This window comes from Legionella sp. PATHC035, assembly GCF_026191115.1.
Taxonomy (GTDB): domain Bacteria; phylum Pseudomonadota; class Gammaproteobacteria; order Legionellales; family Legionellaceae; genus Legionella.
This window is the reverse complement of record NZ_JAPHOT010000001.1, coordinates 139,805-153,531: the sequence shown is the minus strand read 5'-3', so window position 1 is coordinate 153,531 and position 13,727 is coordinate 139,805. Positions and strand designations below refer to the sequence as shown.

The window sequence follows — 13,727 nt, the reverse complement described above, 5'->3', positions numbered from 1 at the left end:
TAATGATTTAATGTATCGATAGCTCGTAAGCAACATCATCGGGTCTATATAGGGAAGAAATTTACAAAGGGACAAAATGCAGTCAAATATCACCGCGATCGGTATAGCAACCCCTCCGTTTATGCGAACTCAAGATGAGATCGCCGATCTTATTTCTGTGGGATTTCATCTTAATGTATCAGAAACAAAAATTTTAAAAAAAATCTATAAGTCCTCAGGAATTGAGACTCGATATAGTGTATTAACTGATTATTGTAAACAACCAGGTCAATTTGAATTTTTCCCTAATGCACCTCAAGAAAGTTTTCCGTCAACGTCACAGAGAATGGCTATATATAAAAAAAATGCCCTCAATCTAGCCATGTTATCCATTGAAAATTGTCTCAATAGCATTGATTTTGACCGAAGAAAAATTACTCATCTCATTACAGTGAGCTGTACCGGTATGTATGCTCCCGGAATTGATGTAGAGATTGTTCAAAAGCTTAATTTATCCCCTTCCGTTAAGCGCACTGCGATTAATTTTATGGGGTGTTATGGTGCCTTTAATGGTTTAAAGGTAGCCAATGCATTTTGTCAAACAGAACCTAGCAGCAATGTGCTTCTGGTTTGTGTTGAGCTTTGCACGATACACTTTCAGAATGCATTTAACCTACAAAACATCGTCTCAAATGCAATTTTTGCTGATGGAGCTGCAACAGCATTGATTCAGGGAGAAACCGCGAGGCAAAAACGTTTTGCTCTGGAGTCATTCTATTGTGATTTAGTACCTCAAACCAGCGAGGATATGGCATGGACCATTACCAATTACGGATTTGATATTATTCTGAGCTCCTATGTGCCTGAGGCAATTCAATCGGGTATTTTAATGTTTGCTGAAAAACTGTTAAGACAATTAAATTATTCGTTTAATGATATAGATTATTACGCAATTCACCCAGGTGGAATGAAAATTCTACAAGCATGCGAAAAGGCATTAAAGATTACGGCTGACGACAATCAATATTCTTATGATGTTTTAAGAAATTATGGGAATATGTCCTCTGCAACCGTATTATTTGTATTAAAAAAAATATGGGATAAGTTAGGCACACAAGATGAGGCAAAACATATTTTTAGTTGTGCTTTTGGACCCGGATTAACCTTGGAATCGATGATACTCAAAGTTGAACATAACTAATTTATTCTTTTATTCGAATAGTACCCTTATCCAAAACGAGCATAAACAAGAATCAAAAATGGTTGACAACCTAAGTAACACAAAGTATTTAATATGGCTGTCAAAATATTCGAGCAATCCGTTTTTCGAGCCGGTTCACGTTCCGAAAAAGGTGAGGAAGTCTTCTGAGACACCATATCCCAATTCATACCAACCTGTGGGACACCAGCATCTGGAATTTGTCCACGTTTTTTCCTCATGCAGGACGGTTTAAACATTTTTTGGTAGAATGCAGTTTATTTGCTATTTACCATAATAGCTACTTCTTAAAATCATCGAGATTAGAGGCTAAACAATAGCCCCTAATAAAAGCAACCAGGCTTGTGGAAAAAGCAGCATTAATCTAATGAATAGAAATTGTCTTCACTTTGATTCAAGGAAGGCATCAATTCGGCTTTAGCAGGTTTTATTGCTTTAAAAATTGAATGATTAAGCAGAGTACCTGGAACGTCAGTTAGGGTGTTAAATTTTTCACTTTTTGCAAGTAATGGAACTGCATGACCAAGTACTGATTCTGACGAAGTGACACAATGAGCTATCTTAGTTTTATCATCAGTCTCTGACTGCTCTTTGGGTTTCGTTGCTAAGTCTTTCAAAGACCCGGAAAATATCATGTCTATATCACCAGGAGTTAATTGCTCCTCTATCTCTAACTCAGAAATTTTGTTCGCTAAGGCGAAAGCATTTTTCACATTTCCTGAATTTAATCGAGATAAATATTCCATTGCTACGTCATCATCGTCAGCCAATAAGCTTACACCATGAACAATTTCGTTTATATGGTCTGGATATAGTTTGATAGCATCCAAAATCCTATTTTTCATTACAGGCGAAAATTTTACTGCATCGAGCATTTGCATCGCACGCACCAAAAGCTCTGCTGACTCTGAATGTTCAATTAATATCTCCAACATATTTGTGGTGATAGCTATGCCCGCTCTTTTTTGCCCCTTATTACATTTTTGTTCTGGTCTTCCATTTTTACCATTAGACCTGTTAATATGTAGCGTTTCTAATGCTTCTAATACATTTTCGGTATTTACTGTGCCACTGATTAATTTATCGAACATTTCTTGGGATAACTCTAACTTATCCCCTTCATAGTGTTTTTCATGCTTAATAAACTTAAGAATATCAATGACATTATCAAAATTATGTCTCTCTTTATCGGAAGTAGCTTTTAATAATAAATTACTCGTTTTATCTAATGCTATTTGAAGTAAGTCTGTCATATTAAGCCTTTGGATGTTCATTATGTATACTAAGTGTACATAAAATTCATTAAGACAGTATTAACCCAGCGAATCCATAGGCATCGTCGCTTTACTCACGACAAAATCATGGGGAAAGCTCTTGTTGGTAGCCATTGAAAAATATGTCTAACGTTTTTATAAATTGAGATAATTTTTTATAGGGGTTAATGACGAGCATACTGGGTGAGTGAGGGCATATTGCGCTATTAAGAAATTATAAAGTGAATCAATAGAGCAGCTCAATTAATTACAGTTTAAGCGACCTGAATAGCACCTATCCGAATATGGTCTACTCTTCTCGCATTACAAAATAGTGAGGGAAGATTATGAACATTAAAAAACTAGGGTGTCTTTTTGTATTAATCAGCTTTTTTCTATTGAGCGCATCAGGTTATACAAAAACAAATAATATACAATTTTTCTACTCAAACAATACTCAAACTCTGGACATGGAAAGAGCATTTCAGTGTTTAATCGGTAAAGAGCAACACCAGCTCAAAAAAGATGCCACTCGGATACTACAAAGACAACACATGGAATTAGGGGAATTTAAAAATGCTCTCGGAACATATACTGCCCAAGAAAAAAAGATATTTACCGCGGAGAACTCAGAAATTTTTTTTGTTTCACCGTTACAAAAATTATCTCAAAAAAAAGCATTCCTAGTAGCCACAATATTAGCAAAACATCTCAAACAAGAAAGTGTCGCCATTTTTATTCCTAACAAGACAGACTCGATTGCTCATATAAAACTGCTTTTTAAACACAATAAATTCACTATTAATGAGGTTCTTCAACTCATTCAGAGGCTACCCACCTCAATGAAACAGGCATTTACTATAAGATTAAAAAACTTGCATGTTGGTTTTGATTTTACAGAAGTTCAATCGATTGAATGGCTTGGAAACGATCTTAACACCACAGAGATAAAACATCTTTTTCCTTTTGATACGTTACTCACTGATAATGGTGAGGCTTTCCTGGTTTTTAATAATGGGCGCCATCAAAAACTATAAATGTGTTCTTAAAAATCGTAGAAAAAAATATCTGCAATTAATTCATGGGGTTAATAAAAAAAGCGGTGATGTAATCTTGCATAAATTGGATTTTTGTCTATTCCTAAGTAATAGGAGTAATTTAAGGAGTTCATAGAGTGATTAAAGAGGCTGTTCGTTTGGATGTGAATTATGATGTTGTTTTAGTGATTTTTAACTTTTTCAGGAGAAAATCATGAAAAAAATACTTTCTGTTCTACTAATAACAGCGACTATTTCTTCAGCTTATGCTTCAGGGATAATAAACACTATTGTCTCATCACCGGGTAGTGGAGGAACAAGTACTACTGGTACTCAAGGAACCAACACAGGAACCAATTCTGGAATGAATTCCGGAACTAATACGGGTACAGGCACCGATAATGGTTCTAACAGCGGGACTAATACTGGAACCAGCACTGGCACAGAAAATGGAACTGGTACTAATAACGGTACCGGCAACACCAGTACTACCTACTAAATGAAAAATGTACATTTTGTCTTTGAGAGTAATCTTTTAAAAGATTGCTTACAGATTCACTCGATTAAGACTCCATCGTCTCGAGGTTTTTCCTCGGGACGTAGGGGATAAGGAAAGGAACAAGGATAAAGTTGTTCATCATACCCGACTAGCCAAAAATAATGCGTCAACTAAAATTTCATCTGTTCGGATTGACTGAGCTGCTCATGGAGTTGTAATGCCGTGTCAGGACGACATTCGTTTTTGTATAAAAGGTAATTCTTGGCAAAAACCTCCTTTTGCATATTACTCTTAAAATACTTTATTGCGTCCTCATCCCCATAATGCACAGCGAGATCAAGCCAATCAAAACCCGCTTGCCAATCTAACTCTAATAAATCAGGAAATTCGACCTCAAGATCATCATCCATCTCTTTTTTAAGCGTCTCAAAATCAGCAAAAGATATTAGTGCTATTTCAAATTGAGCACTGCTATATCGTTGTAGTCCAGAAGAGGTTTCAGTAATTCGTTTTGCTGTAATTAAGGTCTCTTCCATGTACTCTTGAAAAGAAATACGACGTTTAGCGGTTTTAAAAAATCGTTTCATGGGTAGAATGAGAAAAATAGAATTAATTATGTGCTAAGTGTGCGCATAAGTAAATGTTTTTGTTCTATTATATATCCATTATGTTTCGATTCATAACCCATTTTCCAACTTAAGGCCAAGTTGGATAGTTTTTTATAGGAGATAAAATCGTGGAAAAAAAAGTATGTGTGATTGTTGGTGTTGGACCAGGAAATGGTGCTGCTTTTGCCTCTCGTTTTTCCAAAGAAGGATATCATTTGGCTTTGTTAGCTCGTTCCAAATCGTTTACTACTGAACTTGCAAATACACTGGGAAATGCATATCCCTATGAGTGTGATGTGAGTCAAAGTGATTCAATTCAAAGTGCTTTTACCCAAATCCAGCGCGATTTAGGAACAATTGATGTCGTGGTGTACAATGCAGGTTCAAGCTCTTGGGGGACTATTGAACAAATAAAACCTGAGGATTTCGAAGCAAGCTGGCGTGTTAATGCATTTGGATTAATGGTGGTGAGTCAATCCGTACTCTCCAGCATGAAACAAAAAGGCAAGGGAAACTTGATAATCATCGGTGCAACAGCCTCCAAAAGAGGAGGAATCCAAACTGCCGCATTTGGTCCTGCTAAAGCGGCTCAACGAAATCTTGCCGAATCCATGGCTAAGTATCTAGGCCCCATGGGAATTCATGTTGCCCTGGTGATTATCGACGGCATTGTTGATTTACCCAAAACACGAGAATATATGCCAGATAAGCCAGATAATTTTTTTGTTAAGCCTGATGATGTTGCAGAAACTGTATTCTGGCTTACTCAGCAAGCGCCATCAACTTGGTCATTTGAAGTAGAGATACGTCCATTTGGCGAGGCTTGGTAGTGTGCTTAAAATGAGTAGGCTGTTTTCTTCAGATGTGGTGTATTGATTAAGAATCTATAAATCTTTTTATTAATGATAAATAGGTTGAGTACATTGAGCCTGATCGCTTAATCGGGCTTAACTGTCCAATTGTACATGAATATCACGAGCATCAGATTGACCATGATCATCTACTACCCTAACTACAAATTTTCCCGGCTTTGCTTTCCATAAATAAGATTCTCCAGCTTTAGTCTTTGCAATAAACGTTTCGTTAATAAACCAGTATACATAGGCAATACCAGCGTCCGTGACAGCAGTGAGCGGTATGGTATTATTTTGCGGGGAATTCGCCCGAATAATATAACTGATCCCGTTTTGTGGCGAAGTAATGTGTGGATCGATACCCGAATTTCCAGACAAGGTACAATCAGGTTCAAAAAAAGGCGGTGTATGTCTTTGTATCCCAGCTTTCTTAAAAATACTCAACAAATCAGAGGGCCAAAACTCAAAAATCTCAAAACGAGTATATTCATCCATGTGGCAGGTCCGTAAGCCTGTTTTACTGTTAATAGCAACCTCACGATAAATTGTATCGGTTTTAATTGGTGACTTTCCGGGAATAAACCAGCTCCACTCGGTGTCTTGACAATAACGTGTAGGCAGCATACCGGAGGATTTACAGACTTCTACTTTTCTCAAATTCATATGCTCTGGATGTTTTTCCAACGCATGTATTGGCCCTCGCTCATGATTTAATGCATCAATCAACTCAAAAAATAAAGGCGCAGCAATGTCTTTGCCTATAAATGCAGGATTAGCCTTGTTATCAAAATTTCCTACCCATACCGCTAATACATAAGGACCAAACACTCCTACAGTCCATGCATCCCGATAACCTGAAGAAGTTCCAGTTTTCCAGGCAACTTGCAAACGTGACCAGCTCTTAGAGTTGTCATCCAGGCGGGGCGTATTTTTTAACATATCCAATACGAGGTAGCTTGCTTCTGGACTAAGCAAGCGTATTCCTTTGGGTTTTACTTTATTTTTAAATGCTTGAATGGGAAACCAAATTCCATCATTAGCCAGCATCGCATATAAGCTGACAAGTTCACTCATTGTTAATTCAGCCCCGCCCAAACTCAATGACAACCCATAGTAAGACTCTGATCGCAATTGGCTAATTTGGGCTTTTTCCAGTAATTGATGTAATGTTGGGTTAGTGAGCTGGCTAGCGAGAAAAATTGCTGGGATATTACGGCTTAAAACCAAGGCATCCTTCGCTTTGATAGGGCCTATAAAATCGTAATCAAAGTTTTCTGGGTTGTAGCCATTAAAACTATGAGGCACATCTTTTAAGACAGTATCTGGATGAATTAAGCCTTGATCCAACGCCAATCCATAGATAAATGGCTTTAAAGTGGACCCAGGTGATCGCTTGACTTCCGTACCATTAATTTGCCCGCTGATACTGGTATTGAAAAAATCAGCGGATCCCAACATGCCTTTAATACCCATATCGCGAGTATCTAGGAGTAAAACAGCTGCATTATTGACCCCTACTCCCCTCTTTCTTGCAAGATAATGATGCGTAATACGTTCAATAATCCCTTGCGTACGATAATCCAAGGTTGTATCAATGCTTTGCTGTTTGGTTGATACTTCAGATAAAATTTTATTTACAAAGTGTGGCGCATTAAAAGGGAGCATATGCGTGTCTTGCATCACCAAAGGCAAAGCAAACATCGCTTTTTTGTTACGATCTTCTGGATGTTTGTTTAACCAGCGACCTAACAAGTGTTCCCGAATTTTTTTTAACTCTTTATTGTTCGGTGTCCTTTTACCTGGATTTTGAGGAATGATGCTTAAAGTCAAAGATTGGGGTAAGGTAATTTTATGTGCTGGTGTTCCAAAATAAACCAAACTTGCAGCCCCTACTCCTTCAACATTGCCACCGTAGGGGGCCAAGTTTAAATAAGCTTCCAGAATTTGGTCTTTGCTGTAATGCATTTCAATTTGTATCGCACGAATGATTTGCAATAGCTTTCCTGAGATTTTTTTTGAATTCATACCATAACGCATCCGCGCCACTTGCATGGTAATTGTTGAGGCACCTACCCTTCGTGATTGTGCGCCATACGTTTGCCATATAGCTTTCATGGTTGCCCAAGGATTGACACCATAATGCCAATAAAAATATTGATCCTCTTGCAATAAGGTGGCTTCAATAAGCTGCTTTGATATGCGTGGTAGAGGTGTAAACAGTCGGTATTTCTCATCCTGACTCAATGTTAACCTCAATAGTTTATTATGTTCGTCATACACTGCTTTAGAAAAACTTGTTCCCTCGAGTAAGATGGGTTTAGGTAAAAAAAATAATATCAGATAGGCGCTGACAAGGAGCGTAATAAGGATTATGCTTAGGCATTTAAATATTTTATTCATAGTCGCTATTATGCACTAAATAGAATAAAATATATGCAAAAATTTTTCACCCCTTTCCACCTCTTGGGATAAATGATGAATAAAAATCCGCTATCTATATTACTAAATGCGTTTTCATCTGTATTTGGCAAATTAAACTGGCGAAGCCCTCCTTGGGTGAATTACTTGTGTAATCAATCAAAATCATCTCCCAAAAAGTTTTGGGGAAGCAGCTTATTAATAATTCTTATATTAATTTCAGCAGGATACTCCTTGTATTGGTATAAAAATTTACCTAAACCAATTTATACCACTGCGCAAATTACAGTCCCAGATATAACACCAAATACTGAAGAACAATTAGTTCCTAACAACTTGATTATTGATTTTGGAATAAAAAATAATGGATTTATTAATCAATCAGTTGCCCCACTTAATCTGATAGGAAAAACAGTCAGTGAAGGCATAGTAATAACCCCGAAAATTCCTGGGACATGGACCTGGAATACCGACAGTCAATTAGTTTTTACTCCCTCAGAAGATTGGCCTGCAGGAAAAAAATATACAATCCTTTTTGCTAAGAGTGCTTTTGCTCCTAATGCCAATATGGAAAGTCATCAGTTTACTTTTTCTACTCACCCTTTTAGTGCCAAAATTACTGAGTTTAAGCTCTATCAAGACCCGGTGCATGCTGAGGTAAGAAATGCTGTGGCAACAATACAGTTCAATTTTCCAGTTAATCCCCAAACTTTAGAACAACATACCTCTTTAGTGTATCAAACAAAATCTGGGTCTACTGGTGAAAATCTCCCGTTTACCTTTACTTACGATAAAAATAAACGTGTAGCATACCTACATTCAGAAACAATAAAGATCAGTGATGTAGCCCGTTTTATACGTCTAACCCTAGATCAAAATGTTACTTCTTCAACCAATTCTGGTCATTTACTGCAGGAACAATCACAAAATTTACTGATACCTAGCGCCAAAGACTTCCTTAAAGTTATTTCTGCCTCAGCATCCATCGTTCGTAATGATAAAGACAGGCCCGAACAAGTGCTTACTGTAGAAACCTCTTTGGGGGTTAATGAGAATCAGTTTAATAAGTCAGTACATGTTTATTTGCTGCCTAAAGATCGCCCAGCAACTACTGCCGAAGCTGCCAAAGAGAATTATCAATGGCAAAATCCAGGTGAAGTAACACCAGCAGTTCTCTCGCTGTCAACACCCTTGGCAAAAGAAGCGATTCCTACTGAGCAAAACTATTCCACCTTACACAGTTTTAAATTTAAAACCGAGACCCCCCGATATATCTACATTAAAATTGACAAAGGAATGCAAAGTTTTGGTGATTTTACTTTAGGCAATGAATATGCAGCGGTGATTCCTGTTCCAGCAATCCCTAAAGAGATCAGCTTCTTGCATAAAGGATCACTGCTGGCTTTAAGTGGTGAGAAAAAACTTTCTGTACTCGTTCGAGGCGTACCTGCAGTCAAGTTTGATTTTGCACGGGTATTGCCGGAAAACATCAATCAATTGGTAACCCAAACTCAAGGTGATTTTAATAATCCTTATTTTATTAATCCTACATTTAATCAACAAAATATCAGTCAAATCTCTTCAGAAGTCCAAGAGTTCGATATTTCTGATTTAGCAAAGCAACAGTATACTGCGCTCGACTTCAGCAAGTATTTAACAATGAATACCAATACCTTGGGACCACAAGGGTTATTTTTATTACAAGCTACTGGCTGGGATGTCCACAATAAATCAGCATTGGATGTCAAAGCAAGTCGTATGATATTAATCACCGATATGGCCTTGTTGGTAAAAGACAATCAGGACGGTAGTCATGATCTGTTCGTTAACTCCATAACCCAGGGAACTCCTGTTGCCAATGCAACAGTGACTGTTTTGGGTAAAAATGGCTTGCCCATTTTATCACGTGTTAGTGATGTCCAAGGACGCGTTACATTCCCACCGTTAAAAGACTTTGTTGATGATAGAGAACCTATCGTCTATTTGGCACAGTTAAACAATGATGTGTCTTTTATTCCATTCAATAATGCAAACAGACAACTCAATTTCTCTAAGTTTGATATTGGTGGGCTTTATACTAACAATCAAGAATTACACAGTTTAAGTGCTTATCTTTTCTCTGATAGAGGGATTTACAGACCAGGAGATACAGTTCATATCGGCATGATTGTCAAACAAGCCTATGCCCAACCACAACCCGGAGGCTTACCTTTGCAAGCAACTGTGGTTGACTCAAGAGGGACGACAATCAAAGATGAGAAAATTACGCTCAATGATCTAGGCTACATGGAACTGGATTTTGCAACAAATACCAGTTCGCCAACTGGTCAGTACATGGTCAGTCTGTACTTGGTGAAAGATGGATATCCCCAAAACCTACTTGGCTCTACAACCATTCGGGTTTCTGAATTTTTACCTGATAGAATGAGGATCACTACCAGCCTGTCCCCAAAACCATCGACCGGGTGGAGTGCTCCAACTGGCTTGAAAGGTGAAGTAAGTCTTTGGAACTTGTATGGCGCTCCTGCCGCTGATCGAAAAGTTAGCGCTAAAATTTTATTAGTACCCCAAAAGGTGCAATTCGACAAATACCCAGACTATGTCTTTGTTGATCCTTTGCTGGATCCCAAAAAACCGCCAAAAGTGTTCACTGAAACATTGAATGACGCAAAAACAAATGATAAAGGCGAGGTAGAATTTGATTTAAATCTAGATCGTTTTGAAAAAGCGACATATCAATTAACATTTTTTGCTGAAGGTTTTGAGTCTGATGGTGGTCGTAGTGTGACAAGCCAAAGTAAAACTTTAATTAGCCCACTGCCCTACTTTATAGGATATAAACCGGATGGTGACTTATCCTTTATCAAGCAAAACAGTGACCGAAGTGTTAATTACATTGCAATTAATCCTGGATTGGACAAGCAAGCAGTCAGTGATTTAAAGATCCAACTGGTTTCGTTACACCCGGTTACCACTTTGGTGAAAAAAACGGATGGAACCTACCAATATCAGTCCGTTATTCAATCTACAATAGTGAGTACCGCGCCTTTTAATATTTCCGAACAAGGTACTGATTACACTTTACCAACGCAACAAATTGGCGATTACTCTTTAAGTATTCTTGGGAAAGATAATACAGTACTTAATCAACTAAAATTCAGTATAGTCGGTGCAAGCCAACAGCCCTTGGCTAAGAATGCTGAATTATCGATTAAACTCAATAAAACGGAATATCAAGCGAATGAGGATATTGAAATCCAAATTACCGCACCCTATACAGGTTCCGGTTTAATAACTATAGAACGTGATAAAGTTTATGCAGCACAATGGTTCAAAACAGATACTACTAATTCCGTTCAAACCATCCATATACCTGCTGATTTTCAGGGAGATGGGTACGTCAATGTTGCTTTTATCCGTGATTGGAGCTCACCTGAAATATTCATAAGCCCGCTCAGCTATAGCGTGGTTCCTTTCACGGTGAATCATGAGAATCACAACATAAAGATTGATCTGAACACTGCAGCACTTGCACGGCCAGGTCAACCTTTCACTATCGATTATCATACTGACAAACCTGGAAAGATAATTGTCTTTGCTGTCGATGAGGGCATTCTCCAAGTTGCACGCTACACAACCCCAGATCCTTTATCATTCTTCTTCCAGAAGCATGCCCTTGAAGTATTGACCCAGCAAACTGTGGATCAAATCATGCCAAAATTTATTCAAGATCGTGAGCTTTCTGCAGTTGGCGGTGATAATGGTGAAGAAGGAATGGCAAGCCGCCTTAATCCTTTCAAGCGGAAAACCGAATTGCCTGTAGCTTATTGGTCAGGAATTGTGGATACCGATTCCAATAATCATCAATTAATCTATCAAGTTCCCGATTATTTTAATGGAACATTACGTGTCATGGCAGTGGCAGTATCCTCTGATTCTGTTGGCTCCAAAGAGACGTCTGCCGAAATTCGTGGCGATTTTATTATTAATCCCAATGTTCCGACTTTTGTTGCCCCAGGTGATGAATTTGAAATATCTGCATCGATTGCAAATAACATTAAAGACTCTGGGGAACATGCGCTGATCAATGTAGATTTGGCCGCTTCTCCTGAAATTGAAATCGTTGGAACCGCGACACAAACATTAGAAATTGCTGAAGGGCACGAACAGACGGTTCACTTCAAATTAAAGGCTAAAACTCTTTTAGGCGCGGCGAAATTAACCTTTAAAGCCAGTATGGGTGATAAATCAAGTACAATGGGTTCTACACTGAGTGTCAGACCGGCTACGCCGCTGAGCACCTATATCAATAGTGGGAAATCACAAGACGCCCAAAAAACTCTGGATATTATGCAAACACTGTATCCAGAATATCGCAAAGTGAGCGCTACTGTTTCCACTAGCCCGATGATTTTGGTATTTGGTTTACAACGTTATTTGGATAATTATCCTTATGGCTGTACTGAGCAATTAACCAGTAAAGCCCTACCCTTATTGGTCATGAACAACCAAACTGGTTTTGGTGAAGAAACAAAGCAAGTGAATGAAAAAGTAAACGCTGCAATTCAAATGCTAAGCCAACGCCAGATGTCCAATGGCGGTTTTAGTTACTGGCCAGGGCTTGGTGATAGCCAAGGTAATGATTTCGCAACAGTTTATGCCATGCATTTCTTAACTGAGGCAAGAGCGCAAGGATTTAATATTCCAAATGATCTATTCTTTAACGGAATTAACTATCTTAAAACCTTGGCAAGTCAAAATGTATCGGATATGGATACAGCAAGAATTCAGGCATACGCGATTTATATTTTAACCCGCAATGAAATTGTTACCACCAATTATCTTGGGAACCTACAAGTGTATCTTGAAAAGGATAAGACGAATGCCTGGAAGAGTGATATTACGTCAGCATATGTTGCTGCATCGTATCAACTACTACAAAGTCCAGATGAGGCAAATCAACTCATTGGTCTGTATAAGCCAAAAAATAACCAGGCTTATGTCAGTGATTTTTATAATAGTGCAATTGCCGATGCTCAATATTTATATCTTGTAGCGAAGCACTTCCCTAATCTATTGCCACAGGTTGGTGATGAGCTCCTCAATCGCTTAATTCAGGCAGTCAATAATGATGAAATCAATACTGTTTTATCAGGATTTACCAGTCTGGCTTTGGGTGCCTATCACCCAAATCTTCCCAATGAATCAGTATCAGCGTTATCGATGACCAAGATCATGGCTAATAACAAAGAAGTCGCTGTTCCATCGACTAATGCAAATTATCAAAAAACCGATCTTGATCCTGATGTCCTAAAGATACGTTTTAACAACCCTGATAAGAAAACATTTTTCTATCAATTAATGCAATCAGGATTTAATCGCGAACTTCCAAAAACTCCTTTAAAACAAGGCCTGGAAATTTTCCGAGAATATCGTGATGCAAAAGGAAATGCGATCACCACTACTACCCTGGGAAGTGAAATTGAAGTACATATCCAAATTCGTGCATTAGGTAGTGATTATTTATCGAATATTGCGATTGAAGATCTGTTGCCGGGCGGTTTTGAAGTCGTAACAGACTCTGTAAAAAATACGACAATGGATTTTGTTGATGTACGTGAGGATAGAGTCAATTTCTTTGGTGGAGTTGAGTCGGTTGCCAAGGAAATTGTTTATAAAATAAAAGCAGTGAATATAGGACAATACATTGTTCCCCCTGCTTATGCGGAAGCAATGTATAATCCCAATACGAAAGCACAAGGTGTTTCTTCAGTAATTACGGTTACTGAGGCACCCTGACATTTGCATTTATTGAATTGTAACCTGGATTAACGCTACATAAGCTGGGATTTTTGTTGTT

At 38.1% G+C, this 13,727-nt stretch carries 9 protein-coding genes and 1 pseudogene; 6 read left to right on the top strand and 4 right to left on the bottom strand.

The genetic code is table 11. The annotated features are described in order from the left end of the window. Positions 1 to 67 precede the first annotated feature (67 nt). Together OQJ13_RS00710 and OQJ13_RS00705 are read left to right on the top strand one after the other, a co-directional pair. Positions 68 to 724: pseudogene (locus OQJ13_RS00710) on the top strand (type III polyketide synthase); the annotation flags it as partial. Beyond that, the gene (locus OQJ13_RS00705) at positions 704 to 1,180 is read left to right on the top strand and encodes a 3-oxoacyl-[acyl-carrier-protein] synthase III C-terminal domain-containing protein (RefSeq protein ID WP_265711860.1); all 477 of its coding nucleotides are present in this window, start codon (positions 704 to 706) and stop codon (positions 1,178 to 1,180) included. The pseudogene OQJ13_RS00710 and the gene OQJ13_RS00705, both read left to right, overlap by 21 nt. A 26-nt stretch (positions 1,181 to 1,206) precedes the next feature. On the opposite strand, the gene OQJ13_RS00700 is transcribed toward OQJ13_RS00705, so the two are convergent. Together OQJ13_RS00700 and OQJ13_RS00695 are read right to left on the bottom strand one after the other, a co-directional pair. Next, positions 1,207 to 1,419, bottom strand: a complete 213-nt coding sequence (locus OQJ13_RS00700) for a hypothetical protein (RefSeq protein ID WP_265708449.1) — start codon at positions 1,417 to 1,419, stop codon at positions 1,207 to 1,209. Between the two features lie 138 nt (positions 1,420 to 1,557). Continuing rightward, the gene (locus tag OQJ13_RS00695; protein WP_265708447.1) at positions 1,558 to 2,451 is read right to left on the bottom strand and encodes a hypothetical protein; all 894 of its coding nucleotides are present in this window, start codon (positions 2,449 to 2,451) and stop codon (positions 1,558 to 1,560) included. A gap of 347 nt (positions 2,452 to 2,798) precedes the next feature. Between OQJ13_RS00695 and OQJ13_RS00690 the strand changes: the two genes are divergently transcribed. Both OQJ13_RS00690 and OQJ13_RS00685 read left to right on the top strand, forming a co-directional pair. Beyond that, positions 2,799 to 3,488 carry a hypothetical protein gene (locus OQJ13_RS00690; RefSeq protein ID WP_265708446.1) on the top strand — a complete coding sequence of 230 codons (690 nt, stop codon included), beginning with the start codon at positions 2,799 to 2,801 and terminating at the stop codon, positions 3,486 to 3,488. Between the two features lie 214 nt (positions 3,489 to 3,702). Next, positions 3,703 to 3,987: a hypothetical protein gene (locus tag OQJ13_RS00685; protein WP_265708444.1), complete on the top strand. Its 285-nt coding sequence runs from the start codon at positions 3,703 to 3,705 to the stop codon at positions 3,985 to 3,987. Between the two features lie 170 nt (positions 3,988 to 4,157). Here the strand turns inward: OQJ13_RS00685 and OQJ13_RS00680 are convergent, their stop codons facing one another. Beyond that, the gene (locus tag OQJ13_RS00680; RefSeq protein WP_265708442.1) at positions 4,158 to 4,574 is read right to left on the bottom strand and encodes a hypothetical protein; all 417 of its coding nucleotides are present in this window, start codon (positions 4,572 to 4,574) and stop codon (positions 4,158 to 4,160) included. A gap of 149 nt (positions 4,575 to 4,723) precedes the next feature. On the opposite strand from OQJ13_RS00680, the gene OQJ13_RS00675 reads away from it, so the two are divergent. Beyond that, positions 4,724 to 5,425: an SDR family NAD(P)-dependent oxidoreductase gene (locus OQJ13_RS00675; RefSeq protein ID WP_265708440.1), complete on the top strand. Its 702-nt coding sequence runs from the start codon at positions 4,724 to 4,726 to the stop codon at positions 5,423 to 5,425. Positions 5,426 to 5,542: 117 nt separating this feature from the next. Here OQJ13_RS00675 and pbpC read toward each other — a convergent pair whose 3' ends face one another. After that, the gene (pbpC, locus tag OQJ13_RS00670) at positions 5,543 to 7,849 is read right to left on the bottom strand and encodes a penicillin-binding protein 1C (RefSeq protein WP_265708438.1); all 2,307 of its coding nucleotides are present in this window, start codon (positions 7,847 to 7,849) and stop codon (positions 5,543 to 5,545) included. A gap of 75 nt (positions 7,850 to 7,924) precedes the next feature. Here pbpC and OQJ13_RS00665 point away from each other — a divergent pair, with 75 nt between their 5' ends. After that, positions 7,925 to 13,666 carry an alpha-2-macroglobulin gene (locus OQJ13_RS00665; RefSeq protein WP_265711859.1) on the top strand — a complete coding sequence of 1,914 codons (5,742 nt, stop codon included), beginning with the start codon at positions 7,925 to 7,927 and terminating at the stop codon, positions 13,664 to 13,666. Positions 13,667 to 13,727: the final 61 nt, after the last annotated feature.